Here is a 25,241-nt window from a genome sequence, read left to right as displayed (position 1 = left end):
GGTGTTCATGGCATATCGTGCCGAAGTCGTGACTTTTGGTTAATTCGGGAGAATCATGCCGCGTCGCTGGCACATCGCCGTCCTGGCTCTGCTCGGGATCCTCGCGCTGGCCTGCGAGGGTGGCGTGGACGCGGCCGACCCGGAGTCGACGAGGACCAGGACCGTGGCGCCGACCGGTGGCGCGCCGGGCTACCCGGCCTCGATGGCGGCGCTCGGCGACTCGATCACCGCCGGCGTGGGCAGCTGCGTGGCGTACCTGGCGTGCACCCGGAACTCCTGGGCGGCCGGCACCGGCAGCGGTGTGGACAGTCACTACCAGCGGATCCTGGCGGAGAACCCGAAGATCAGACGGCAGGTGCACAACTTCGCCGAGCCCGGGGCCAGGGCGGGGGCGCTGGCCACGCAGGCCGACCGGGCGGTCGACGCGAAGGTGTCGTACGTGACCGTGCTGATCGGCGCGAACGACGTCTGCGCCGGGCCGGCCGGCCGCATGACCCCGGTGGCGACGTTCCGCGACCAGGTGGACCGCGCCCTGGCCACCCTGAAGAAGGGGCTGCCCAGGGCGCGGGTGCTGGTGGTCAGCATCCCGGACCTGTACCGGCTGTGGCAGGTGGGCCGCGAGGACGATCAGGCGGTCGAGGTCTGGGAGTCCCGCGGCATCTGCCCGGCGATGCTGGCCAGGCCGGCCTCCGCCGCGTCCGCCGACGAGGAGCGGCGCCGCGCGGTGCGCGATCGCATCGAGGCGTACGACGAGCAGCTCCGTGCGGCCTGCCGGGCGTACGGCAGCCGGTGCCGCTGGGACGGCGGCCGGCTGCACGACGTCCGCTTCACCGTCGGCCGGCTGAGCACGTTCGACTACTTCCACCCGAACATCGAGGGCCAGAACGAGATCGCCGACGTCACCTATCCGGACCGTTTCGACTGGTGACTCCCGGCGCCTCGGGCGTGGACCGCGGCCAGCAGCGTGCCCAGGCACAGCGCGGTCGCACTCAGGCTCAGCGACCAGTGGATGCCGACCACCGCGCCGAACAGGCCGACCGTGATCCCGCTGCCGAAACGCAGGCCGTTCGCGGACATCCCGTAGACGCCGATCACCCGGCCCCGGTCCGCGGGCGGGGCGATCAGCTGCACCACGGTCTGCCCGACCGACATCGACGCCAGGTTGGCCACCCCGCCCGCGACCAGCAGGAGCACCGCCAGCGGGTAACTCGGGGTGACCGCGAAGCAGAGCGTGAACAACCCGTAGAGACCGGTACTGATCACCGCGGAGATCACCGTGGGACGGATCCATCCGGTGGCCTCCAGGACGAGACCGCCGAGCACGCCTCCGGCGCCGTTGGCGAAGAGCAGGACGCCGTACGCCGTTCCGGCGCTCCCGCTGCCCAGGTCCTGAGCGAAGAGCGGCATCGCCGACTGCAGTGACGCGCCGACGAAGAACGATCCCAGGCCACCCAGGATGATCATGCTGACCAGGGTGTGATCGGCGCGGACCTCACGGAGCACCCGGACCGAGTCCATGATCCCGACCCGTCGCCGCTCGCGGGGCACGCCGCCGTGCCGGCTGTGCCCGGTGAACCGGGTACGGAACAGGAACAGGGTGAGCGGCAGGTAGAACGCGATGTTCGCGAAGATGCCCCAGGTCGAACCGAGCCCGAGCAGCAGCGCCGAGCCGACCGCCGGCCCGAACAGCACCCCGAGGCTGCGGAACGTCGCGTTGAGCCGGACCGCGCTGGGCAGCTCCTCGTCACCGACGAAGTCGTGCAGCATCAACTGCTCGCCGGGGCCCCACAGCGCGCCCGCGACGCCGTGCAGCACCAGCAGCACGCAGGCGTGCCAGACCTGCAGCGTGCCGGTCAGGAAGAGCACGCCCCAGGCCGCCGAGACCAGCATGAACAGCGCCTGCGCGGCCTGGATCACCCGGCGGCAGTCGTACCGGTCGGCGAGCGAGCCGAACCAGACCGACAGGAACAGGAACGGCACCCAGTGGCTGATCACCTGGAAACCGGAGAGCACCGGCGAGTGGAACCTCTCCCACAGCACCCAGTAGGTGATGACGTGCTCGATGTTGTCGGCCATCATCGCCAGCGCGGCCCCGAACAGGTAGGGCCGGCTGTCCGGGTTGCGCAACGCGGCGAACCGTCGCGGCGCGCGGGGAACAGGCGTGGATTCACCGCAGGTTGCGCACATAGTGAGGACCTCCACCGGACAGCCTGGAGCCTGCCGCGGCGGCCGGCACGCCAGGCCCCGGCGAGGTGATCAGCACCACCGCCGGTGATGGAACTCGTCAGGAGGCGACCATGGATCTCGCGGAGCGCGACGGCACCGGTCCGCGCACGAACCTGTCCCTCGCCCGGGACCTGCGGACGCTCGGTCTCGGTGCGGGCGACACGGTGCTGCTGCACTCCTCGCTGAGGTCGCTGGGCTGGGTCTGCGGCGGCCCGGTCGCCGTGGTCCAGGCGTTCCTCGACGTGCTCGGGCCGGCCGGGACGCTGGTGGTGCCCGCGTTCGCCACCGAGAACCGGGACCCGGCGCGGTGGGCCGGTCCGGAGATCCCGGCGTCCTGGTGGCCGCGGATCCGGGACAGCCTGCCGCCGTACGATCCGCGGCTCACGCCCTGCCGGGCGCTGGGGATCATCCCGGAGACGGTCCGGTGCTGGCCCGGCGCCCGCCGCAGCCCGCACCCGCAGACCTCGTTCGCCGCGATCGGCGCCCGGGCCGAAGCCCTGATGAGCCGGCACGATCTGGCCAGCGAACTGGGGGAGGAGTCGCCACTGGCCGCGCTGGAGGCGGCCGGGGCCAGGATCGTGCTGCTGGGGGTGGGCTTCGACCGCTGCACGGCGTTCCACCTCGCCGAGTATCGGCTGCCCTGGCGCACCCCGCGCGACAACGCCTGCGTGATGACCACCCCCGCGGGACGGGCCTGGGTGCCCTATCGCGGCGTCCTGCTCGACGCGGGTGACTTCGCCGCTCTCGGCGCCGATCTGGAGCGCACCAGGACGGTGACGGTGGGATCGGTCGGATCTGCCCGGGCCCGGTTGCTGGAGCTGCCGGCGGCGGTCGCTTTCGCCCGCGACTGGCTGGCCGACCGTCGCCGCTCGCCGGGGGAGGCATCGACGAACGCTATACGCATGCCGGGCGACGGCCTACGCTGAGGGTAGTCGAACGGCTACGAGCCGTTCGATTTCCGGCCGGTCCCCGATGCGAGGTAATCCCCATGACCGAGGACAGCGAGATCGTCACGGCCCTTCGGCAGAACCCTCCCTCGGCATGCGAGCGTGAGTCGCTCGCCCGCCTCCGACCCGCGCTGCGGTGGCGGCTCGCCGCCGACGGCTCACCGGGCGACGAGGTCCAGGGCAGCGCCTTCGCCAACTTCATCGGCACACAGCACCCTGAGGCGCTGGCCGCGTGAGTCCGGAGGCCGGCGGGGAGCCGGCCACCTCGCCGATCCGCCAGATCCTGTTCAAGATGCACAGTCGGTGCAATCTGGCCTGCGACCACTGCTACGTCTACCGGCACGCCGACCAGAGCTGGCGGGATCGGCCCCAGGTCATCTCCCGCGCCACCATCGACCTGGCCGCGGCCCGGATCGCCGAGCATGCCGGCAAGCACGACCTGCCGTTCCTCACCGTCATCCTGCACGGCGGCGAGCCGCTGCTGGCCGGGCCGGATCTGATCGACTACCTGGTCCGGGCGGTCCGCGGCGCGGTCACCACCGACACCAAGGTCGCGTTCGGCCTGCAGACCAACGGCCTGCTGCTGAACCGGGAGTATCTCGATCTCTGCGCCCGGCACCGGATCCGGATCGGGGTCAGCCTGGACGGTCCGCCGGCGGCCAACGACCGGCACCGCGTGTACGCCGACGGCCGGGGCAGTCACGCCGGCACGGCTCGTGCGCTGCGGACCCTCAACGAGGCGTGGAACCGCCCGGTCTACGGCGGCATCCTGTGCACCGTCGACGTCGCGAACGACCCCGCCGAGGTGTACCGGCACCTGCTCTCCTTCGACCCGCCGGAGATCGATTTCCTCCTGCCGCACGGGACCTGGGACCGGCCACCGCCGGCCCGGGGACCGGACCGCGGCAGCACGCCCTATGCCGACTGGCTCAAGGTGATCTTCGATCTGTGGTACGAGGCGGAGGTCCCGCAGACCCGCGTCCGGCTGTTCGAGTCCGTGGTGTCGCTGCTGCTCGGTGGCCCCAGCGGCAGCGAGGCGATCGGGCTCGGGCGCATCGACCTGGTGACCGTGGAGACCGACGGCACGCTGGAACAGGGTGACGTGCTGAAGACCGTGGCACAGGGTGCCCCGGCGACCGGCCTGCATGTCCGATGGCACTCGTTCGACCAGTACCTGGAGCATCCCGGCGTGCGGGCCCGCCAGTCCGGGCTCGCCGGCCTCTCCGCCGAGTGCCGCCGCTGCCCACTGGTCGAAGTCTGCGGTGGCGGCCTCTACGCGCACCGGTTCGGCCTCGGCCGGGAGTTCGACAACCCGTCCGTCTACTGTGCCGACCTGGCCGCCTTCATCGGCCACGCGGCGCAACGGCTGGCCGCCGACCTGTCCCGGCGGGTTTAGCCTCCGGTGTCGATCTGGACGTCAGGGGTATCTCAGCGGTCCCTCGGTGCGGTAGTAATGACAGAAGCCCTACCGAGTGGCCTGACGGGTCGCCGGCCGGTCTGGAGGAGAGGCCCTGGACACGGCCTGTGACCGAGGTGCCTGGGTGGTCCCGTCGACGGTCGCCGGGAGGCCGGATGCTGTACTTCTTTCTGAGTTGTGCTCCGGATGAGGACGAGATCTTCGTACACCGCCTGCACCGTGATCTGAGTGCGGAGATCACCCGGCGGATCGGCGCCGAGCCACAGCAGGTCGTCGGTTACCTGGACGCCAGCGGGACGGCGAACTGGCCGTCCGACGCGCGGGCGGCGCTCAGCACCTGCCAGACCTTCATCGCGCTGTGGTCGGCGAAGTATCTGGGCAATGACCGCTGCGGCCGGTGCTGGGGGATCTTCGCCGATCGCCTCCGGGCGGACCGGTCCACCGGGGACCGGGACGCGGACTCCATGATCCCGGTGCTCTGGGCCGCGGCCGACCTCCCCGAGAACGCGCTTGCCGAGGAAGATCTCGACCTCCGTCCGCATCGGACGCCCAACGACGACGACCTGCGAATCCTGATGCGGCTGCGCTCCCACCGCCCGGCATACCGGGCGTTCGTCGCGTCGCTGGCCCACCGGGTGGTGGAGACCGCGCACACCCGGCGGCTGCCACCGGCCCGTCTGGCGATCGACGTCGACGGCGCGGTGAACCCGCTGGCCGGTCGGAGGTTCGGGCACGGCGACGGCCACGAGGCGACGAAGGTCTACGTGGTGATCGCGGCCGGCACCCGGGAGCAGATGCGTACGATCCGCGACGACCTGCGGTTCTACGGCAGGCGTCGGGAGGACTGGGCGCCCTATCAGCCGGTCGCCCCGCAGTCTTTGGTGGCGCGGGCCCGGGACATCGTCTCCGACCGCCGGCTGCAGTCCGAGGTGGTCTCGATCGAGTCGGTGCCGGAACGGCTGCGAGGCGGCTCGCGTCGGGACATCCTCGTGCTGCTCGTCGACGCGTGGGCCACCCGTCTGGAGCATCTCGGCCGGGCGTTGCGCGAGATCGGGGGGCGCGACGACTCGGCGGTCGCGGTTCTCGTTCCGGCCAACCGGGACGATCCGGAGACCACGGCGCACCGCTCCGAACTCCGTCGCGAGGTGCTCGAGACCTTTCCCGGCCGATCGTCCTGGCGTGACTCGCTCTTCCGGGTCGGTGTCGACTCACCGGACGACTTCGACACCGATCTCTCGGTGGCGATCGCCACCGCGCAGCGCCGGGCGTACCGGCGTGGCGTGGTGGAGCCCCAGCCGGGCAAGGGCACCCGTCCCGTGCTGGAAGGGCCATGAATCGATGACCTTGCGGGTGGTGCCGGGTGTGTTCCTTGACCGGCGCGTGACAATGACCGAAGGCCGTGATGTCCGCCCGTACGGCGGAAACGAGGCAGGGCGGTGACGTATGGGACCCTCGGGTCAGGACGGTCAGATCATCACCTTCTACTCGTTCAAGGGTGGGGTCGGCCGGACCATGGCACTGGCGAACGTCGCCTGGATCCTGGCCAGCACCGGCCGGCGGGTGCTCACCGTGGACTGGGACCTCGAGTCACCGGGCCTGCACCGGTATTTCGCCCCCTTCCTGGCCGACCGGGACCTGCGGCAGTCACCCGGCGTGATCGACGCCGTCACCCGCTTCGAGCGCCGGGCCAGCGAGGCCGCGCTGCGGGGCGAGCGCCTGCAACCCGACGAGATCCGGCGGCTGGCCCGGGTGCAGGAGTACGCGACCTCGCTGGAGCGATATGACTTTCCGCGCGGTGGCTCGATCGACTTCGTCTCCTCCGGCGTGCAGGCCCCCGAGTACTCGCACGTGGTCAGCAACTTCGACTGGGAGACGTTCTTCACCGCCCTGGACGGCGAGGACTTCCTGCTCGAGCTCGCCCACGGGATGCGGCGGCACTACGACGTCACGCTGATCGACAGCCGTACCGGGCTGAGCGACAACGCGGGCATCTGCACGGTCACGCTCCCGGACACCGTGGTCAACTGCTTCGCCTACAACAACCAGAGCATCGAGGGCGCGGTGTCGGTGGCGAACACCATCCGCCGGCTGCGTCCGGACGACATCCGCATCTTCCCGGTCCCCAGCCGCGTCGAGGACGGCGAGACCGCCAAGCTCAACCGCCGGCGTGGCCTGGCCCAGCAGCAGTTCCGGGACTTCGTGGCGGCGCTGGGCTATGCCGATCCGAGCAAGTACTGGGGTCAGGTCGAACAGCCCTACAAACCCTTCTACGCGTACGAGGAGACCCTCGCCGCCTTCGGTGACCGGCCGTATCAGGAGAACGACCTGCTGGCCGCGTACGAACGTCTCGCCGGTGAACTGGTCGGCGAGAAGTGCGAGCTCGGCGAGATCTCGGAGGCGATCCGCCTCGGGTGGCTCGCCGAGTTCGAACAGCGCGGCACGGCGAACCCCGGACCGGCGCTGATCTGCTACACCCCGCGGGACCGGATCTGGGCCGAGTGGATCGCCTACCAGCTGCGGCTGGCCGGGCAGCGCAGTGTGCTGCAGGACGTCAACGCGTCCGTCGACGCCGCCGACCTTCTGGCCCGGGTGGACTGCGCGGTCATTCTGCTCTCCCAGGAGTCGGTCCGCGCGCCCCAGATGGAGCACTGGTGGCGGTTGATGATCCGCCGCGACATTCCGGGCTTCGGCCGATTCGTCGTTCCGGTCCGGGTCGACGGTTTCCGGCCACCGGAGCCGTTCACCGAGCGTGAGTCGGTGGACATGTTCAACGTGCCGGAACGAACCGCGCGCGACTCGCTGATGGAGCGCCTCGACCTCCGCGACTCGGGTCTCGGGCATGTCGGCATCTCGGGCGGCCCACGTCCGCGGTTCCCGTTCGAGCCGGCCCGGGTCTGGCGGGCGCCGGCGCGGAACCCGGGCTTCACCGGCCGGGACGCCACCCTGGAAGCGCTTCGCGAACAGCTCAACGCCAGCAACGCACAGACCGGCCCGGTGGTGCTCCAGGGCATCGGCGGCGTCGGGAAGACGCAGATCGCGGTCGAGTACGTGCACCGGTTCAACGCGGACTACGACATCGTCTGGTGGATCTCGGCGGACCAGCCGTCCCTGGTGGTGACCGCGCTGGCCGACCTCGCCCGGGAGCTGGGGCTGCCGATCGCCGGCTCGGGCCGGGCCGACGAGGAGGCGGCCGCGGTGCTGGAAGCGCTGCGGCTGGGCAAGCCGTCGTCCAACTGGATCATCATTTTCGACAACACCGAGGACCCCGAACAGATCCGGCGGTTCCTGCCGACGGGAGCGGGCGACATCATCGTCACCACGCCCGGCCAGGAGTGGTCCCGCACCGCGTGGACGCTCGACATCAACGTCTTCGACCGGTCGGAGAGCCGGGCGCTGCTGACCCGGCGCGCCCCGGGGCTCTCCGATGCGGACGCCGAGGAGATCGCCGCCAAACTGGGCGACCTTCCGCTCGCCGTCGAGCAGGCCGCGACCTGGCTCGCCACCACCGGGATGTCGGCCCGGAGCTACCTGGAGATCCTCGACGAGCAGCTTCCCCGGATCCTCAACGAGCCACCGCCGCCGGGTTACCGGCACCCCGCCGCCGAGACCTGGCGGCTCTCCCAGGGCCGGCTGCGCCAGGCGAACCCGGCCGCGGCCTTCCTCGTCGAACTGCTGGCCTTCCTGGCGCCCGAGCCGATCCCCACGAGTCTGCTGGACAGCCCCGGAATGGCTGACGCACTCGCGGTCTACGACCCGATGTTCCGCGACTTGTTGATGCGTAACTCGTTGGTGCGGGAGGTCAGCCGGTTCGGGCTGGCCCGGGTGGATTCGGCGATTCGAGCGCTTCGCATGCATCGCCTGGTGCAGAGTGTCATTATCAGCGACCTCGCTGTCGAGGAGCAGAGGCGCAGGCGGGAGCAGATACACGTGATCCTGGCGAAGGCCGAGCGTGGCGAACCGTCGGACCAGGCCAACTGGCCGAAATACCAGGGGATCCTGACCCATCTGGAGCCCTCCGGCGCACCGGACTCCGATGATCCCGAGGTGCACCAGCTCGCCGTCGACATGGTCCGGTACCTGCGTTACCGCGGTGACCTGGTCGGTGGACGCCGCCTCGCCGAGCGGACCATCAAGATCTGGGAGAGCCGCCTCGGGGTTGAGCACCTGTCGTTGCTGCGGATGCGCAGCGAGCTCGGGAACATCCTGGAGGCGCACGGCGAGTACCAGGCGGCACTGGAGATCCAGGAGGACGCCGCGCGCCGGATGATCCTGCAACGTGGGGAGACGTACCCGTACGCGTTGATCGCGCTCAGCGGCGCCGCCGCGGCGCACTCGGGTCTGGGGCAGTACCAGCGAGCCGTGCAGCTCGGCGAGCAGGTCCTGATGCACTGGCAGACGACCGTGGGGGACAACCACAGCCGGACCATCGCGGCCCGGAACAACTACGCGCTCTGGCTGCTGCTGGCCGGTGACTTCGGGCGGGCCCGGGAGATCGGCGAGCAGGTGGTGGTCGTCTCCGAGACGTTCCTCGGGCCGCTGGCCCGGGCGACCCTGCTGTACAAGGGCAATCTGGGTCGCTACCTGCGCGTCGACGGTGACCTGCGGCGCTCCGAGGCGGTCCTGCGGGAGACGCTGGTCAGCTGCGCGGAGTCGCTGGACGGCGCGGACATCATCGCGCTGACCGCCCGCAAGGACCTGGCGGTGACGCTGCGGCAGCTCGGCAAACTGGACGAGGCCCGGGAACTGATCGAGATGGTCAGCGCCGCGCTGGAGGGCGTCGCCGGGGCGGAACACGCCGACGTGCTGACGTGTGACCTCGAGGTCGCCTGCGTCGAGTGGGCGGCGGGTGATCACCGGAGGGCGCGCGAGGGAACCGAGAAGGTGCTGGCGAACTATCGCCAGATCCTGGGCGACGAGCACCCGTCCACTCTCGCCGCCGCGAACAATCTGGCCGTCCTGCGGTTCGCGGAGGGTGATCCGCGTGCCGAGGCGGCACTGACCGAGACCCTGGCGCGCTATGCGGCAGCCCTGCCGGCGGCACATCCCTACCCGGCCTTCTGCCGGGTGAACCTGGCGAACATCAAGTTCGAAGAGGACGCCGGTGCGGCCCTGGAGCTGGATGTCCTGTGCCTGCAGGAGCTGCTCGAACGTCTGCACAGCCGCAGCCACCCGGCGGTGCTGGCAGCCTCGGTCAACCTGGTCGCCAGCCGTCTGGCGACCGGGGACAAAGGTCGCGCCGAGACCCTGCGCGAAGAGACCGTCCGGATCATCGGCGACGTCCTCGGCGGCGAGCACCCCTACCTCGTGACCCTGTACGACGGCGGCCGGATCAGCCTCGACATCGAACCGGCCACCACCTGATCGGCGGCGGGTAGTCACGTCTCATCAAGCCTTGGAGTGCTTCTGCTACCACGGCAAGGCGAACCTGGTCATCGGCTTCCGCGTTCCGTGCAATGGGGATCGTGGCGGGTGCTAGGCTTCCCCCGCTCGCATTCAGAGGGGTGGCGATGAAGCCGGCACTGCAGCCCGAGGACGACGCATATGTCGTCGCGGTCGACACACTCGAAAAGGTCGATCGGGAGCTGATCGACAGCGAGGCGTTGCAGGCCACCCTGGACCGGATCATACGCGACGAACCGGTAGCGGCGACCGCTTTCACCAATTTCGTCAGTTGAGCTGATGGCCGGTTTCTCGGCGCTGCCCTTCCGGCAGGTATTACTCAAACTTCACAGCCGGTGCAATCTGGCCTGTGACTACTGCTATGTCTACCGCCACGCCGACCAGTCGTGGCGTTCCCGGCCACGGGTCATGTCACCCGAGGTCATCGACGCCGCGGCGCGGCGGGTGGCGGAGCACGCCCGGACCTGGGGGATCGATTCGCTCGCCGTGGTGCTGCACGGTGGTGAACCGCTGCTCGCCGGTCCCGAGGTGGTGGCGTCGGTCGTCGGCGCGGTCCGGGACGCGCTGGGCGGTGCCGCCGCGGCCCGGTTCACCGTGCAGACCAACGGGGTGCTGCTGGACGAGCCGATGCTCGACGCCCTGGTGCGCCACGACGTCCGGATCGGGGTCAGCCTGGACGGCGGGCGGGTGGCGAACGACCGGCACCGGCGATATCCGCACGGGGCGGGGAGCTTCGACGACGTCGCGGTCGCGTTGAACCGGCTCCGCGAGGACCGGTACCGGCATCTTTACCGCGGTCTGCTGTGCACGATCGACGTCCGCAACGACCCGCTCGAGGTGTACGACGCCCTGTTGGCTTTCGAGCCGCCGAGCATGGATCTCCTTCTTCCGCATGGCAACTGGACCAGTCCGCCGCCGTTCCGTACCCCCGGTGACCCCGCCACGCCGTACGGCGACTGGCTCGTCGCCGTCTTCGACCGCTGGTACGACCGGCCGCAGAGCACCGACATCCGGCTGTTCAGCTCGATCCTCTCGTTGCTGCTCGGCGGTGCCAGCGGCTATGAGGCGACCGGCCTGGACCCGGTGGACTACGTGACGATCGAGACCGACGGCGCCATCGAGCAGTCGGACGCGTTGAAGACCGCCGCCGATCGGGCGGCCGCGACCGGGTTGAACGTGTTCGACAACGCGTTGGACGAGGCGTTGGCCCATCCGGGCGTGCGGGCCCGGCAGATCGGGCTCGAAGGGCTGGCCGAGACCTGCCGGCGGTGCCCGGCCGTCAAGATCTGCGGCGGCGGTCACTACGCCCACCGGTTCCGTGCGCCCGGCGACTTCGACAATCCGACCGTCTACTGTGCGGACCAGCGCCGGCTGATCGACCACATCCGGGACCGGGTGTTCGCCTCTCTGCACCGGGCGATGCCGGCCGGGGTCGGCTGACCTCACATCTGCGGCGGATCGATGTCGCAGTTCAGCCGCCGTCCGGTGCGTACCGCGTCGGTGTTCGGATGATCCGGTCCCAGGATCCGGGTGGACTGGTCGAGCACCTCCCGGCCGAGTCCCCGGGCGGTCTCGTCCTCGCCGATCGCCGTCAGCGTGATCGCCAGGTTGTTCCGTGCGGCGATGGTGTCGGGGTGATCCGGTCCGAGTGCCGCCTCCAGCCGGCCGCAGACGTCCCGGTCGCTGGCGAGCGCCTCCGGCAGGTCACCGCTGTCGTACAGCTCGTTGCCGCGATTGACCAGGCAGGCCAGGGTGTACGGATGATCCGGCCCCAGCAGGTCCCGGAACCGCCGGATCACGTGCTCGCTGATCTCCCGTGCGCCCGCGTGGTCGCCGAGCCTGCGCTTGAAGATCGCCACGTTGTTCTCGCACGCCAGGCTGGAAGGGTGATCCGGGCCGAGGCGGGTCCCGTACTGCCGGAGGGCGGTGCTCGCCGTGCGGAGCGCGGCCTCGTCGTCGCCGAGCGCGGACTGCACGTTCGCGAGGTCGTTGAGGCAGGCCAGGGTCTCCGGATGGGTGCGGCCCAGCCGCCGTTCCAGCTTGGGCCGGATGTCGCGGGTCAGCACGTGCGCCTGTTCCAGGTCGCCGAGCTTGCGGAGCGTCACGGCGAGCACCCGGGCGATCTGGAGAGTCTGGGTGTGTGTGGGGCTGTGCACCTCCGTGGAGCTGCTCAGGACCTGGCTCAGCAGTCGCTGGGCGTCGCTGAACCGGCCGAGATCCCGGTAGCTGCGACCGAGGTTCGCGCCTACCGCCAGGGACTGCGAGAGCTGCTTGCCGAGGTGACGGGAGAGCGTGTAGGCGCGGTCGCCGATCTCGGCCGCCTGCCGGAAGTCGCCGATGAACAACAGGGACAGGGCCACGTTGTTCATCGCGAAGATGGTGCGCTGGGCGCCGGCGCCGAGGATGTTGGTCGCCAGGCTGAGCGCCTCGTTGTCGAGGTCGAGCGCCTCCCGGTAGCGGCCCAGCCCCTTCAGGTCGGCGGCCAGGCCGTTGAGGCTCATCACGATGTACGGATGGTTCGGGCCGACCTGTTCCAGCAGGAGCTCGTGCACCTCGTTGTCGATCTCGAAGGTCTCGGTGTACCGCGCCTGGGACCGGATCGGGTTGGCCAGGTGCAGGCGGAGCCACAGGGTCGTGAGATCGTCCGTCCCGCCGCCCTGCCGCCACGCGGCGAGGGCGCGTTCGCCCAGCTCCTGGCTGTCCTGCAGATCGCCGATCCGCCACAGGTACCGAACCATGTCGATGACCAGCTGCCGGACGTTGGCGACCGGCGAGCTCAGCACACCCGTCGGCTCCATGTGGCGGCGGATCAGGCGGTAGTCGGGCCAGGTGGCGGGGTCGTCGGGCTCCTTCGGGTTGGCGGCGGCCAGCACGTCGTGGACATCGCGTTCGGTCTGTACCCGGTCCTCGGGTGACATGTCCGACCGGATGACCGTCTGGACCAGCCGGTGCATCTCGATGGTGTTCTGGCCCGCGTCGAAGCGGGCCAGCGCGTACCGGCCGATCTCCTGGACCAGGCGCCCGATCAGCAGCGGCTCCTGCAGGGTCGGGTCGAGCGGCTGGAGCAGGTCGACGAAGCGGCTGCTGTAGAGCAGGCGCATCGGGATCGGCTCCGGGGCGAAGAACGCGCAGACCTCCAGCAGGCGGGCCGCGGCCGGGAAGTCGGCGCGGATGCGCTCCAGGGACAGCCGCCAGGTGCCGGCCGGAGTCCGCTCGTACCCGGGTGGCGGGTTCTCCCGGAGCATCCGGGGCAGCTCGGTGTCGAGCAGTTCGGAGTAGGCGTCCGCGGGCATTCCCGTCGCGGCCAGCCAGGCGGCGGCCTGCTCGATCACCAGCGGCAGATCCCCCAGCTTGCCGGCGATCATCTCCGCGTCGGCCTCGGAGATCGCGGGCACCAGACGGCGGATCAGGCCGACACTCTCGACCCGGGTGAAGACCGGGACCTCGGTGGCCGTGACGTACCGGCCCCAGGCCACGTTCCGGGTGGTGATCAGGATGTGCCCCGGCCCGGTGGGGAGGTAGCGCCGGATCTCCTCCGGCTGGTCGGCGTTGTCGAAGACCAGCAACCAGCGACGGTACGGCTCACCGCGGCGCAGCGCGTCCAGCACCCCGTCGACCGCTTCGGCGGTGGTGGAGCCGGCCGGCAGGTCCAGGGCCTCGGCGAGCTCCGCCAGCGAGGCGCGGACCAGGCTCGGCTGCTCGGCGGGGATCCACCACACGATGTCGTAGTCGGCGGCGAAGCGGTGGACGAACTCCAGGGCGATCTGCGTCTTGCCGGCGCCGCCGAGGCCGTAGAGCGCCTGCGGGGTGGCGGCGGTGACGCTGATCGGCAGCCGGTCGCGGAGCTCCTCCAGCAGCCGGGTCCGGCCGGTGAAGGTGGGGTTGCGCTGCGGCGGGTTCCAGACCGGCGGGGTGTTCGCCGGGAACCTCGAGCCCGACCGCTGCGACGGGCGGGCGTTGGTCGCGGGCGTTTCGAGATGGACCCGGTCGAAGGCGCTCAGCAGGACCGGCCGGGCCTGCTCCTCGCCGAGCCCGAACAGGTCCAGCTCCCGGGCCCGGGGCGGCTCGGCGAAGGCGACCGGGAGCCGGCTGTTGTCGATCCGGATCCGGATCAGGTTGCCGCCGGCGTAGTCCCTCTCGGCGGCCTGTTGCCAGAGCCAGGCGGCCCGCGGCGAGCGCAGGTAGTCGCGCGAGATCAGAACCAGCAGCCGGGCGGCGGGACCGCCGGCCGGGGACAGGTCGCCGGCCGGCTCACCCGGCGTGCCGGCCAGGTCGACCTCGTGCAGCGTGACCGACTGACCGATCTGCTCCAGCTCCCCGGCGATCCAGTCGGCCCAGGTCCGGTCGATCGACGCGTAGCTGATCACGGTGCGCGGGTTGATGGACGGCTTCTGCCGCTCGAACGTCGACAGCCAGCGCCGGCGTTCCCGCTCGTCCATCGCGGGCAGCTCGGTCACCGCGTTGCCGGTGATGATCCGGGTGAGCCGCTCGAACGAGGAGAGCAGCGAGTGCTCCTGGCGGGCACGTTCGCCGAAGGTCGCCAGGATCTCCTCGTACGCGAAGAAGGGCTTGTAGGGAATCTCCACGTCCCCCCAGTACGCCGTCGCGGCGTCCGGCTCCAGTTGGAGGAAGGGCTCGAACCGTTGCCGGGCGTGGTCCCGGCCGGTCTCGAGCTTGAACAGCTCGGCGTCCTCGACCCGCATCGGCACGGGCAGGATCCGAACCGGGCGCCGGTTGCCGAGCCGGAGGATGGACTCGGCGACCGCGGCCGCGCCGTCGATGCTCTGCTCGTTGAAGGTGAAGCAGTTGACCACCGTGTCCGGCAGGTTGACCGTGCACATGCCGGCCGAGTCGCTGAGCCCGGTCCGGCTGTCGATCAGGACGTAGTCGTACCCCTGGGCCATGTTCTCCCGCAGGGCGCGCAGGAACTCCTCGCCGCCGAGCCGGTCGTAGAACGCCGCCCAGTCGAAGGTGCTGACCGTTCCGGAATAGGCGGCGTTCTGCTGGCCGGCGGGCAGCAGGTCGATCAGGCCCCGCCCGGGAAAGCTCCAGGCGAGGGAGACCGCCTCGCGCTCCACGTCGGCGTAGCGGTGGTACCACTCGGGCTCGTTCGGGTCCGCGGTGGGATCGACCGCCGCCGCGGCGAAGTCGCGGATCATGTCGATCACGCCGCGGGAGTGCCGCAGCTTCTTGTCCACCAGGAAGGGCCGGAAGTAGTGGTGCAGGCCCGGTGACTCCAGGTCCCAGTCGACCGCGAGGACCCGCCGCCCGTTGGCGGCCAGGATCCAGGCCACATTGGCCACCGCCATGGTCCGGCCCGTGCCACCCTTGAAGGAGTAGAAGGTTACGATCTGACCTGATTCGTGGCCGTCCGGCGGGGATGTCATGGCCGGGACTCCTTTTCTGGTCGTAACCGGTGGCAACGGCTCCGGAAGCATCCCGGCGGGGTCAGGGGCCGCGGAGGATCGGCCGCTGCCCGGATCGACCGGGCAGGGGGCGGCGCACCGTGTTGGTGCGGAACATCCGGTTGCGGGACCGCTCGAGGATGACCCCCAGATCCGCGTCGAACGACTGCGGGCTGAGGATCGCGCTCCGGAACGACGCGCCGAGCCGGGCGTTCATCTGCCGGCCGAAGACCTGGCCGAGCGCCGCGATCAACTGGGTCAGATTCGCCTGGGTCTGCTCGTCGTCGTGCCCGGCCGGGACGAGCACCGCCGCGGCCCGGGCCGGTTCCTCGTCGGTGCCGCCCTCGTCGAATCGGGCCAGGGCGCTGCGGTGCCGGGTCAGGCCGGTCACCCAGAGGTCGACCAGCAGGACCACGATCCGCTCCGCGGTGTCCCGGTCGGCGCCGAACCGCCCGTGCGGACTGTCCAGATCGGTCACCAGCGCCTGGAACTGATGCTCGAGCGCCACCTGCTGGGCGCGGTCGGCGATCGGCGACGTGAGATGGGGCCGGTACGGCGCCCAGTGCTCCGGCAACTCACCGTAGAACTGCGGGTCGCGCTCGAGGCCGGACAGGTGCAGGGCGTCGAGGTCGGACCGGGCCGGCGCGGCGATGATGAACTCCACCTGGGCCACCGGGCCGCTGCCCGGCAACGCGGGCCTGCCGGCGTCGTGGAAGGCGCTGCGGACCTGCTCGAACGGCAGCGTGCTCGGACGGGTCGGCACCGGCCGCTCGGAGGTGGCCACCTCCACGATCTGCTGGGCCAGCCGGGCGAGCATCTCCAGGTAGTCGTCCCGGTACCGGGCGAGCCGGATGATCTGCCGCAGGCCGGTGCGGCTGTAGGCCTCCGGCATCCCGTGGTTGAGGTACTGGCGGGCCTCGATCGCGGCGGGGAGCCGGGGCGGTGGCAGCCAGAGCAGCGGGATCAGCGGCGGTGGATCGGCCGCCGGGTCCTTCTGCTCCAGCGTGTCCAGTCGCTCGGAGAAGAGCGTCCACTCACGACCGCACGGCTCGCTGATCAGGTATCGCGGCGAGATCAGGGCCACGAAGGTGCGGCAGTTGCCGAGCGCGCTCACGAGCGTTCGCGCCCACTCCTCCCCGACCTGCATCTCCACGTCGAGGAAACCGACGACCTGTGTGGTCGGCAATCCCGCGTAGGTGCGGACCTCGGCGGAGAGGTCGTTGAAGAACGTCCTCACCGAGTCCCGGTCGTCGCCACGCGCATAGCTGAGAAAGAAGTAGTAGTCCGGCAAGCGGTGCTCCCAGTCGTGGCGACACTGTTGACGGTGATGGTCATCGATGCACCAAGAGCGGTCGACGGCGGGTCGCTCACGAGGAGTATATAGTCGGTTACCCAACTTCCACATGCCCCAGACCCGGACCTCCGAGGGGCGAAGGGCCGGGGCCGGGGCGGGCCGGACGGGTTCGGGTCAGACCGTGAGCGCCTCCCGGACGGTGGACTCGGCATCCGCGCCACCGTCACCGGTCGAGGTCACGCGGCCGGCCTCCAGGACGTAGTAGCGCTGGGCGGCCCGCAGCGCGAACCCGACATGCTGCTCCACCAGCAGGACCGACATGCCGCCGCGGGCGGCCAGGGCCAGGATGGTCTGTTCGATCTCGGCAACCACCGACGGCTGGATGCCCTCGGTCGGCTCGTCGAGCAGGAGCAGCCTCGGCCGGGTGATCAGGGCGCGGGCCAGCGCCAACTGCTGGCGCTGGCCGCCGGAGAGCAGGCCGGCCCGGCGGCCGAGCAGCTCCTTCAGGGCGGGGAACAGGTCCAGCGTCTCCGCCATGGCGGCCCGGCCGTCCTTGCGGCCGTCCGCGACCAGCTGCAGATTCTCCAGAGTGGTCAGATGCGGGAAGCTCTGCTGGCCCTGCGGGACGTACGCCATCCCGCGCGCCACCCGCTCGTGCGGCGCACGTCCGGTGATCTCCTCGCCGTCCAGCGAGATCGTCCCGGAGCGGGGCTTGAGCAGGCCGATCGCGGCGCGCAGCAGGGTGCTCTTGCCGGCGCCGTTGTGGCCCAGCACGGCCGCCACGCCGTCGGTCGGCACCGTCAGTGAGACGCCGTGCAGGACGACGCTGCGTCCGTAACCGGCGTGGACGTTCTCGAATCGCAGCATCACGCCTCCTGAGCCTGCACCGCGTGACCGAGATAGACCTCCTGCACCCTCGGGTCCGCCTGGACCTCGGCGACGGTGCCCTCGGAGAGGATTCCTCCGGCGTGCATCACCGTGACGGTCCGGGCGAAGCGTCGCAGGAAGTCCATGTCGTGCTCGATCACCACGACGGTGTGGGTCTTGCTGAGCTCGCCGAGCAGTTCGCCGGTGGCGTCCCGCTCCTCCTGGCTCATCCCGGCGACCGGCTCGTCGAGTAGGAAGAGCTTGGCGTCCTGGACGAGCAGCATGCCGATCTCCAGCCACTGTTTCTGCCCGTGCGGCAGGGTGCCGGCCGGCTGGTCGCGGACCGCGGTGAGCCGGATCGTCTCCAGGGCCCGCTGCACCTCGGGCGGCACCGACGAGCGGCGTCGCAGCAGGGTGAGCGGGCCGCGGTTCCAGCCGGCGGCGATGTCCAGGTTCTGCAGGACGGTGAGCTCCTCGAAGACCGTGGAGTTCTGGAACGTCCGGCCGACGCCCAGCCGGGCGATCTTGTGCACCTTGCGGCCGAGCAGCTCCCGGCCGTCGAAGGTGACCGATCCCGAGGCCCGGGCCAAGCCGGTGATCGCGTCGATCAGCGTGGTCTTGCCGGCGCCGTTGGGCCCGATGACGAACCGGACGTCGCCGGCCGGCACGTCGAGGTCGACGCCGCCGACCGCGACGAAACCGTCGAAGACCACTTTCAGATCCCGTACCACGAGACCGCTCATGCCGCCACCTCCGCTGCGCTCCGGCGTCGACATGAGTTATGCACTGAGCTGACCGATTCGCTCGCAAGCTCGCTCATGCCGAGGCCTTCTTTCCGGAACGGCGACGCAGGAAGACCGTCAGGGAGGCCAGGCCGCCGGGGAGGAAGACGACCGGCAGGATGAAGAGAAGCCCTTCGAAGTACGTCCACGCCGACGGAAGCCGCTCGGAGAGCGCCGTCCTCGCCCACGCGACGGCGATCGCGCCGAGCGCCGGGCCGACGAGGCTCGCCCGTCCGCCGACCGCGACCCCGATGACGAACTCGATCGACGGGACCACGCCGATCATCGCGGGGGAGATGATCCCGACGGCGGGGACGAAGAGCGCGCCGGCCAGACCCGCCATCCCGGCCGCGACGACATATGCGACCAGCTTGACGTTCGCCGGGTCGTACCCGAGGAAGCGCACCCGCTCCTCGCCGTCCCGGACCGCGACCAGCAGCTCGCCGTATCGGCTGCGCATCAGTTGCCAGGCCACGCCGAGCACCGCGAGCAGCACGGCGGCCACGATGAAGTAGATCATCCGGCGGTTGATCGGGTCGTTCAGGTCGTACCCGAAGAAGCCCTGGATGTCGGTGAGGCCGTTGGTGCCGCCGGTCGTGCCCTGTTGCCCGATCAGGAAGATGGCGAACGCGGCGCAGAGCGCCTGGGAGAGGATCGCGAAGTACGCACCCCGCACCCGGCGCCGGAAGATCAGCAGGCCCAGCGGCAACGCCACCAGCATCGGCAGCAGCACCGTCGCGGCCAGCGCGAACGCCGGCGAGGTGAATGGCCGCCACCACCACGGCAGGGCGTCCAATTGTCCGTACAACTGCATGAAATCGGGCAGCTGGCCGGGGCCCGCGTCGGCGAGCTTGAGATGCATCGCCATCGCGTAGCCGCCGAGGCCGAAGAAGACGCCCTGGCCGAGGGTGAGCATGCCGCCCCGGCCCCAGGCCAGGCCGATGCCGACCGCGACGATCGCCAGGCAGAGGTACTTCGCGAGCAAGCCGAGCCGGAAATCGCCGAGCACCACCGGCGCGACGGCGAACAGCACCACGGCCGCGACCGCGAAGCCGGCCGCGGCGCGCGACCCGGTGCCCGGCCCGAAACGGCGTCTCGCGGAGCGGCCGGCGGCGCTGGGCGCGATCGGTGGATCCTGAAGGGTGGTCATGCTGTGCCTCCTACGGCATGCCCTCGCGGCCCCCGCTTCGCTGCGGTGCGGTCGGTCATGCCAGGCTCCTGGTCCGGAGGGTGAACAGGCCCTGCGGGCGCCACTGCAGGAACGCGACGATCACCACGAAGACGATCACGCTGGCCACGCTGACCGTGGTGGTGTACTCCACCATGGACTGCACGATGCCGAGCGTGAACGCGACGATCACGGTGCCCTTCAGCTGACCGATACCGCCCACGACGACGACCAGGAAAGCGTTCACGATGATGTTGGTGCCCATGGTCGGGCCGATCGGGCCGATCAGGGTGAGCGCGACCCCGGCGATCCCGGCCAGGCCCGAGCCGATGAAGAAGGTCAGCCGGTCCACCCGGCCGGTGGCCAGCCCCGAGACGGCGGCCAGATCGCGGTTCTGCACCACGGCGCGGATCCGGCGGCCGAGCGGGGTGGTCCTCAGGCCCACGATCAGCGCGACGACCGCGGCCAGCGCCAGGACCAGGATGAACACCCGGCTGCTGGAGATCACCAGGTCGTCGGTGACGTGGATGCTGCCGGTGAGCAGCGACGGTGCCCTGGTCTGCACGTTCGGCGCGCCGAAGACGTCCCGGGCGGCCTGCTGCAGGATCAGCGAGACGCCCCAGGTGACCAGCAGCGTGTCCAGCGGGCGCGCGTAGAGCCGGCGGACCAGCAGCACCTCGATCAGGACGCCCGTCAGGCCGGCCACCACGAAGGCCACCGGCAGGGCGACGACCAGGGATAGCCCGGCACCGGAGAGGACTTTCTGCAGGACGTACACGGTGTAGGCGCCGGCCATGATCAGCTCGCCGTGCGCCATGTTGATCACGTTCATCTGACCGAAGGTCAGCGAGAGTCCGAGAGCGATCAGCAGGAGGACGGCGCCGATGCTGATGCCGGTGAAGAGTTGACTGAGGACGAGCGTCACGGTGAACCCCTCCAGCGGGCCGCCCTCGCCGAGGACGGCCCGCCTCTCGACGATCAGGACAGGCCGGTCGCCCAGCTGTAGCCCTTGAGGTACGGGTCCGGCTTGATCGGCTCGCCGGAGTTCCAGACCTCCTTGATCAGGCCGTCGTCGCCGATCTTGCCGATTCGGGCGGTCTTGAAGATGTGCTGCGTCGGGCCGTCCACGGTGACCTTGCCCTCCGGGGCGTCGTAGGTGATCCCGCCGACCGCCGAGGCCGCCTTCACCTTCTCCACGTCGAACGAGCCGGCCTTCTCGACCATCGCCTTCCACAGGTAGACCGAGGTGTACGCGGCCTCCATCGGGTCGCTGGTCGGCTTGTCCGCGCCGTACTTCGCCTTGTACGCCTTGACGAACTTCTCGTTCGCCGCGCCCGGTGTGGTCTGGTAGTAGTTCCAGGCCGTGAGCTGTCCGGCCAGGTACTGCGTGCCGATGCTCTTGACCTCCTCCTCGGCGATCGAGACGGAGACCACCGGCATCTTGTCGGCGGTCAGGCCGGCCGACTTGTACTCCTTGAAGAAGGCCACGTTGCTGTCGCCGTTGAGGGTGTTGAAGACCGCGGACGCTCCGGACGCCTTCACCTTGTTGACGATCGTGGAGAACTCGGTGGAGCCCAAGGGCGCGTAGTCCTCGCCGAGCACCTTCATACCGTTCGCCTCGGCGTACGCCTTGATGATCTTGTTGGCGGTGCGCGGGAAGACGTAGTCCGAGCCGACCAGGTAGAGCGAGGTCTTGCCCTGCGCCTTCAGGTAGTCCAGGCCGGGCACGATCTGCTGGTTGGTGGTGGCGCCGGTGTAGAAGATGTACGGCGACTGCTCCAAGCCCTCGTACTGCACCGGATAGAAGAGCAGCGACTTGTTCTTCTCGAAGACCGGCTTGACCGCCTTGCGTGACGCCGAGGTCCAGCAGCCGAAGACCGCGGCGACCCGGTCCTGGCTGATCAGCTTCTGGGCCTTCTCGGCGAAGGTCGGCCAGTCCGACGCGCCGTCCTCGCTGACCGGCTCGATCTGCTTGCCGAGCACGCCACCGGCCGTGTTGATCTCGTCGATCGCCAGCTTGAGCGAGTCCCGGACGGTCACCTCGCTGATCGCCATGGTGCCGGAGAGGGAGTTGAGCAGGCCGACCTTGACGCTCGACCCGGCCGTGTCAATGGTTGCGCCGGCCCCGGAGGCCGCGGTGCTGTCGTTGGTCTTGGCGCCACAGGCGGTGAGAGCGGCGAAGGCCGCCACCGCCGCGACAACGGCCGCTGAGCGACGGCCGCGAATCCTGAACATGAAACCTCCTAGCCTCGATTTCGAGGCACAAATCGCATTGATGTCGATGGAGTTCATGCGCCGGGGTGTCCGGACGTGGGCCGCTCTGACCGGCTGCGATGTCGGTCCAGGGCAAATACAGTGTCAAATTCTTTGATTTCCGCGCTGTTTCCCAGAACTTAATAGGCGGTTTCTGTGGCAGGCGGAACAGAAACAAAAAAGCCGACCATGAAAATGGTCGGCTAAAAGGAACTTAGTTCCTCCTGGAAGCATCTTGTCCGCTGCGGGCGGGTGCTGTCAAGGCAACTGGGTCAGCACGTCGAAATCCACCCCGCGCGCCTCGGCCAGGTAGATCCGCTGGTTCACGTGCCGGCGGCGCAGGTGGAGCAGGCCGCGCGGGCCCTCATAGGACACCGAATCGGCGTTCGCCCCGATCGCGCGGACGTCCAGCTCACCGGCCTGCTCCACGAGCGCCGCGAGGAGCAGCACACCCTCGTGACACGACTCGCCCAGGCTGCCCAGCGGTGGCGCCTCCACGCCGAAGCGGTCCGCGTACCGGCCGTGGAAGTCCAGATTCTCCGGGGTGACCATGCCGGCGAAGAAGCCGGCCGTGCTGAACAGGTCGTGCGTCGCCGAGGCGCCGCTGGCCAGCAGCATGTTCTCGTCCATCAGGGTGCTCAGGCGCAGGCAGCGGCCGGGCAGCCCGGACCGGGCGAAGGCTCGGTTGAAGCGCACCGCGTCCATCCCGACCAGCAGCATCAGCACGGCGTCCGCGGCGGAGACCTCGATCCGGCGCAGCACCTCGGAGAAGTCGGCCGTGGCCAGCGGCACGTAGCTCTCGCCGACCAGGTGCAGGCCGTTCGCCGCGGCGTAACGGTGCGCTGCCCGGGCGGTACGGCGCGGCCAGACGTAGTCGTTGCCGACCACGTACCAGCGGCGGGCGGTACGCTCCCGGGCCAGCAGGCGCATCGCGGGGAAGAGCTGAACCTCCGGGGTCTCGCTGGTCATGAAGACGCCCTCGGTGCGCTCGCCACCCTCGTAGAGCGCGGTGTAGACGTACGGCACCCGACCGGCGACCCGGGGCGCGACGGCCTGCCGCACCGACGAGATGTGCCATCCGGTGACGCCCTGCACCGCGCCCGAATCCACCAGGGCCGCGACCTCGGCGGCCACCACCTGTGGGGGAGCGCCGCCGTCCACCGTGACCAGGCGCAGCTCCCGGCCAAGGACACCGCCCGAGCGGTTGACCTCCTCGGCGGCCAGTTGCGCGCACAGCTCGGCACTCGGCCCGAAGATGCCGGCCGGGCCGCGCAACGGCACCACCAGGGCCACATCGAAGGGCATGGCCCTCATCGTGCTGGACGCCAGGCCCGCGGGGGAAGAGGTAACATCCCGACGATGCGGGGACCCACGGATCTGCTGCACCTGCTGACCCGGGCCGAGCGGCTGCTCGCCCGTCGGCTGTCCACTCTCCTCGACGCGGAAGACTGCTCGCTCGACGCGTGGCGGGTGATCACTCTGCTCGCCGACGGGAGCCGGTTCATGACCGAGATCTCCGAGCGGGCCTTCATGCCGCCGGGCAGCCTCACCCGGCTGATCGACCACCTCGTCGAGGAGAACGTCGTCTACCGTCGCGGCGACGACCTCGACCGGCGGCGGATCAAGGTGTACCTGACCGCCCGCGGGCGCCGCCTCCATCAGCGGGTCGACGGGCGGATCCGGGCCGACCTGGGCGACGTGCCGCTCGGCGACAGCCTCGGAGACCTGCTCGAGGCGCTGGAGTCGACCGGTCGTCCGAGTCGGAGCACTGTGTCCATCGAGTAACGTGGATCACATGCCGGACCTGTATTCACGGCGCTCGTTCATCGCCGGAGTGCTCACCGCTGGGATGCTCTCCACCGCCGCCGGCTATCTCCTGACCCGCCGCACGCCGGTCAAGCTCACCCTGGTCACCGGGGCCGACAACACCGGCGGGCGGAATCTGCTGATCAACCTCTGGAACAGGTTCCACCCCGACGTGACGATCGAGGTCGTCACGGTCAACAGCGCCACCCAGGACCAGTACGACAAGTTCATCAGCACCAAGGCCGACATCTACAACCTCGACGTCATCCACATCCCGCGTTTCTCGGCCCGGGACCGGATCACGCCGATCGGCCCGCCCGACGGCATCACCCTGCTCGCCCCGGTCCAGCGGGTCAGCCAGGTCGACAACGATCCGACGCGGCTCTGGGCGGTCCCGTTCAACACCGACGTCGGCATGCTCTACCGGCGCGTCACGGACAAGCTGGCCGCCGACACGGAGACCGCGCTCGACGCCGTGATCAGGGAGAATGGGCAGTTCGTCGGCCAGCTCGCGATCGAGGGCTCGGTCACCGACGAGGCGTTCGTGATCAACGTACTGGAGCAGGCCCTCGCCCAGGACCGGACGATCCTCGACGACCGGGGCGTGGTCTCGACCAGCCTCGGCCAGTGGCAGCGCGCACTGAGACCGCTCGCCGACGCCCTGCGGGAGAACCGGATCGTGACGGCGGCCGGCGAGGAGAACACCAATGCGCTGTTCCAGCAGCGCGACCTGCGCTACATGCGGAACTGGCCGGTCTGGTACCCGGCGATCGACCGGGTCGAGCGGAAGAAGCCCGGCACCGCGGCGATCCGCCTCGGCCGGCTCCCGATCGGCATCCTCGGCGGCCAGGGCCTCGCGGTCGCCAAGGACAGCGAACACCGCGAGGAGGCCGAAGCGGTGATCCACTTCCTGACCGGCATGCCGGCCCAGAAGCTGCTGGCCACCTACGGCTTCGCGCCGACGGCGCAGGAGGCGTACAACGATCCGGAGGTGAAGGCGGCGGTGCCACATCTGGAGATCGTCCGGTCCGCGGTGGAGGATGCCCATCCGCGACCGATGAGAGCGGGGTATGCCGACTTCGCCCGGGTCTTCCGCCAGCACACCTACGACTACCTCTACCGCCGCGTCGAACTCACCGACGGCTTCGTCGAGGGAATGCAGGGGGCGCTGCGATGAGCAAGCGGATCGGCCTGCGGGAGGCGCTGCGATGAGCGAGGAGACCGGCCTGCAGGCCTGGCTCGTCCCGATCTTCGTGACCGCGGCGATCATCCTGGTCGAGGTGGCGATCTGGCTGGTGACGAGCCGCCGCAAACCGTCCCGGCCGGCCGCCACCCTGTCGGACCGTCGCGCCCAGACCGTCGCGCTCGGGCTCCTGGTGCTGCTGGCCCTCGCGGTCGCCGGCATGGCCAGCCTCGGCCCGAACCTCGCCGACCAGCTCGCCAGCGTGATCGCCGCGCTGCTCGGCGGCGTCTCCGCCTTTCTCACCTACCTGTCCTACAAGGCCAGCCAGGACGCCAAAGCCGCCGCAACAAACGCAAAAGCCAAAAACCCCGAGAATTCAACCAAAATCAACGATCAATAGAATCAAAACCCCATTTCCCCGGTACGACCGATGGAGTCCCGTGGCCAGGCTCGAGCCGAGCCCCGTGACATCGCTCCCGCGCAGGCCCCGCGC

The 25,241-nt window shown here is 70.0% G+C and carries 20 protein-coding genes; 11 read left to right on the top strand and 9 right to left on the bottom strand.

The features are described 5' to 3' along the window. Positions 1 to 55 precede the first annotated feature (55 nt). Positions 56 to 928, top strand: coding sequence for a GDSL-type esterase/lipase family protein (locus tag CHC09_RS09290; protein ID WP_089292543.1), 873 nt, complete (start codon positions 56 to 58; stop codon positions 926 to 928). On the opposite strand, the gene CHC09_RS09285 is transcribed toward CHC09_RS09290, so the two are convergent. Then, on the bottom strand, positions 904 to 2,187 hold the full coding sequence (locus CHC09_RS09285) for an MFS transporter (RefSeq protein WP_089292542.1): 1,284 nt from the start codon (positions 2,185 to 2,187) through the stop codon (positions 904 to 906). The two genes, CHC09_RS09290 and CHC09_RS09285, sit on opposite strands and share 25 nt — an antisense overlap. 110 nt (positions 2,188 to 2,297) lie before the next feature. On the opposite strand from CHC09_RS09285, the gene CHC09_RS09280 reads away from it, so the two are divergent. The 7 genes from CHC09_RS09280 (at position 2,298) to CHC09_RS09255 (ending at position 11,430) form a co-directional block, all read left to right on the top strand. After that, entirely contained in the window at positions 2,298 to 3,152 is an 855-nt protein-coding gene (locus CHC09_RS09280; RefSeq protein ID WP_089292541.1) for an AAC(3) family N-acetyltransferase, read from the top strand. Positions 3,153 to 3,214: 62 nt separating this feature from the next. Next, on the top strand, positions 3,215 to 3,409 hold the full coding sequence (locus tag CHC09_RS09275) for a hypothetical protein (RefSeq protein WP_089292540.1): 195 nt from the start codon (positions 3,215 to 3,217) through the stop codon (positions 3,407 to 3,409). After that, positions 3,406 to 4,569, top strand: coding sequence for an FxsB family cyclophane-forming radical SAM/SPASM peptide maturase (locus tag CHC09_RS09270; protein ID WP_239138135.1), 1,164 nt, complete (start codon positions 3,406 to 3,408; stop codon positions 4,567 to 4,569). Before CHC09_RS09275 ends, CHC09_RS09270 begins: the two co-directional genes overlap by 4 nt. A 176-nt stretch (positions 4,570 to 4,745) precedes the next feature. After that, positions 4,746 to 5,924 (top strand): FxsC protein, encoded by a 1,179-nt coding sequence (fsxC, locus tag CHC09_RS09265; protein ID WP_089292539.1) that lies wholly within the window; start codon positions 4,746 to 4,748, stop codon positions 5,922 to 5,924. A gap of 109 nt (positions 5,925 to 6,033) precedes the next feature. Then, a complete protein-coding gene (gene fxsT, locus CHC09_RS09260; protein ID WP_089292538.1) occupies positions 6,034 to 9,951 on the top strand; it encodes an FxSxx-COOH system tetratricopeptide repeat protein in 3,918 nt (1,305 codons plus the stop codon). A gap of 146 nt (positions 9,952 to 10,097) precedes the next feature. After that, the gene (locus CHC09_RS46170; RefSeq protein WP_179276990.1) at positions 10,098 to 10,265 is read left to right on the top strand and encodes a hypothetical protein; all 168 of its coding nucleotides are present in this window, start codon (positions 10,098 to 10,100) and stop codon (positions 10,263 to 10,265) included. A 4-nt stretch (positions 10,266 to 10,269) separates the two neighbouring features. Beyond that, entirely contained in the window at positions 10,270 to 11,430 is a 1,161-nt protein-coding gene (locus CHC09_RS09255) for an FxsB family cyclophane-forming radical SAM/SPASM peptide maturase (RefSeq protein WP_089292537.1), read from the top strand. Between the two features lie 2 nt (positions 11,431 to 11,432). Here CHC09_RS09255 and fxsT (CHC09_RS09250) read toward each other — a convergent pair whose 3' ends face one another. The 8 genes from fxsT (CHC09_RS09250) to CHC09_RS09215 all read right to left on the bottom strand — a co-directional run bounded on the left by fxsT (CHC09_RS09250) (position 11,433) and on the right by CHC09_RS09215 (position 23,064). After that, positions 11,433 to 15,377, bottom strand: coding sequence for an FxSxx-COOH system tetratricopeptide repeat protein (gene fxsT / locus CHC09_RS09250; protein ID WP_179276989.1), 3,945 nt, complete (start codon positions 15,375 to 15,377; stop codon positions 11,433 to 11,435). A 61-nt stretch (positions 15,378 to 15,438) separates the two neighbouring features. Continuing rightward, positions 15,439 to 16,686, bottom strand: a complete 1,248-nt coding sequence (locus CHC09_RS09245) for a TIR-like protein FxsC (RefSeq protein WP_179276988.1) — start codon at positions 16,684 to 16,686, stop codon at positions 15,439 to 15,441. 177 nt (positions 16,687 to 16,863) lie between these two features. Further along, entirely contained in the window at positions 16,864 to 17,556 is a 693-nt protein-coding gene (urtE, locus tag CHC09_RS09240; protein WP_089292534.1) for an urea ABC transporter ATP-binding subunit UrtE, read from the bottom strand. Further along, a complete protein-coding gene (urtD, locus tag CHC09_RS09235; protein WP_089292533.1) occupies positions 17,556 to 18,299 on the bottom strand; it encodes an urea ABC transporter ATP-binding protein UrtD in 744 nt (247 codons plus the stop codon). The genes urtE and urtD overlap by 1 nt, the downstream gene beginning before the upstream one ends. A 73-nt stretch (positions 18,300 to 18,372) precedes the next feature. Further along, complete coding sequence (gene urtC, locus CHC09_RS09230) at positions 18,373 to 19,488, bottom strand: urea ABC transporter permease subunit UrtC (RefSeq protein ID WP_089292532.1); 1,116 nt, start codon at positions 19,486 to 19,488, stop codon at positions 18,373 to 18,375. 55 nt (positions 19,489 to 19,543) lie between these two features. Continuing rightward, complete coding sequence (gene urtB, locus CHC09_RS09225; RefSeq protein ID WP_089292531.1) at positions 19,544 to 20,431, bottom strand: urea ABC transporter permease subunit UrtB; 888 nt, start codon at positions 20,429 to 20,431, stop codon at positions 19,544 to 19,546. 53 nt (positions 20,432 to 20,484) lie between these two features. Then, entirely contained in the window at positions 20,485 to 21,741 is a 1,257-nt protein-coding gene (gene urtA / locus CHC09_RS09220; RefSeq protein WP_089292530.1) for an urea ABC transporter substrate-binding protein, read from the bottom strand. A gap of 276 nt (positions 21,742 to 22,017) precedes the next feature. Further along, a complete protein-coding gene (locus CHC09_RS09215) occupies positions 22,018 to 23,064 on the bottom strand; it encodes a substrate-binding domain-containing protein (RefSeq protein ID WP_239138136.1) in 1,047 nt (348 codons plus the stop codon). Between the two features lie 54 nt (positions 23,065 to 23,118). Here CHC09_RS09215 and CHC09_RS09210 point away from each other — a divergent pair, with 54 nt between their 5' ends. The 3 genes from CHC09_RS09210 to CHC09_RS09200 are packed head-to-tail and all read left to right on the top strand — an operon-like array spanning position 23,119 to position 25,148. After that, positions 23,119 to 23,544: a MarR family winged helix-turn-helix transcriptional regulator gene (locus tag CHC09_RS09210; protein ID WP_089292528.1), complete on the top strand. Its 426-nt coding sequence runs from the start codon at positions 23,119 to 23,121 to the stop codon at positions 23,542 to 23,544. A gap of 10 nt (positions 23,545 to 23,554) precedes the next feature. After that, entirely contained in the window at positions 23,555 to 24,742 is a 1,188-nt protein-coding gene (locus tag CHC09_RS09205; RefSeq protein ID WP_089292672.1) for an extracellular solute-binding protein, read from the top strand. A 31-nt stretch (positions 24,743 to 24,773) separates the two neighbouring features. Next, entirely contained in the window at positions 24,774 to 25,148 is a 375-nt protein-coding gene (locus CHC09_RS09200; RefSeq protein ID WP_089292527.1) for a hypothetical protein, read from the top strand. The last annotated feature ends 93 nt before the right edge of the window (positions 25,149 to 25,241 follow it).

It is taken from the genome of Actinoplanes regularis, from assembly GCF_900188005.1.
GTDB lineage: Bacteria > Actinomycetota > Actinomycetes > Mycobacteriales > Micromonosporaceae > Actinoplanes > Actinoplanes regularis.
Note: the sequence above shows the minus strand (reverse complement) of the source record. Positions and strands in the feature narration are given on the sequence as shown.

Coding starts and splice junctions, on each gene's coding strand:
- CHC09_RS09285 (WP_089292542.1), bottom strand. CDS start 2,187: ATGTGCGCAACCTGCGGTGAATCCACGCCTGTTCCCCGCGCGCCGCGA.
- urtC (WP_089292532.1), bottom strand. CDS start 19,488: ATGACCACCCTTCAGGATCCACCGATCGCGCCCAGCGCCGCCGGCCGC.
- CHC09_RS09290 (WP_089292543.1), top strand. CDS start 56: ATGCCGCGTCGCTGGCACATCGCCGTCCTGGCTCTGCTCGGGATCCTC.
- urtE (WP_089292534.1), bottom strand. CDS start 17,556: ATGCTGCGATTCGAGAACGTCCACGCCGGTTACGGACGCAGCGTCGTC.
- urtD (WP_089292533.1), bottom strand. CDS start 18,299: ATGAGCGGTCTCGTGGTACGGGATCTGAAAGTGGTCTTCGACGGTTTC.
- urtA (WP_089292530.1), bottom strand. CDS start 21,741: ATGTTCAGGATTCGCGGCCGTCGCTCAGCGGCCGTTGTCGCGGCGGTG.
- CHC09_RS09255 (WP_089292537.1), top strand. CDS start 10,270: ATGGCCGGTTTCTCGGCGCTGCCCTTCCGGCAGGTATTACTCAAACTT.
- CHC09_RS09205 (WP_089292672.1), top strand. CDS start 23,555: ATGCCGGACCTGTATTCACGGCGCTCGTTCATCGCCGGAGTGCTCACC.
- CHC09_RS09200 (WP_089292527.1), top strand. CDS start 24,774: ATGAGCGAGGAGACCGGCCTGCAGGCCTGGCTCGTCCCGATCTTCGTG.
- CHC09_RS09275 (WP_089292540.1), top strand. CDS start 3,215: ATGACCGAGGACAGCGAGATCGTCACGGCCCTTCGGCAGAACCCTCCC.
- CHC09_RS09215 (WP_239138136.1), bottom strand. CDS start 23,064: ATGCCCTTCGATGTGGCCCTGGTGGTGCCGTTGCGCGGCCCGGCCGGC.
- fxsT (WP_089292538.1), top strand. CDS start 6,034: ATGGGACCCTCGGGTCAGGACGGTCAGATCATCACCTTCTACTCGTTC.
- CHC09_RS09280 (WP_089292541.1), top strand. CDS start 2,298: ATGGATCTCGCGGAGCGCGACGGCACCGGTCCGCGCACGAACCTGTCC.
- fxsT (WP_179276989.1), bottom strand. CDS start 15,377: ATGACATCCCCGCCGGACGGCCACGAATCAGGTCAGATCGTAACCTTC.
- CHC09_RS46170 (WP_179276990.1), top strand. CDS start 10,098: ATGAAGCCGGCACTGCAGCCCGAGGACGACGCATATGTCGTCGCGGTC.
- fsxC (WP_089292539.1), top strand. CDS start 4,746: ATGCTGTACTTCTTTCTGAGTTGTGCTCCGGATGAGGACGAGATCTTC.
- CHC09_RS09210 (WP_089292528.1), top strand. CDS start 23,119: ATGCGGGGACCCACGGATCTGCTGCACCTGCTGACCCGGGCCGAGCGG.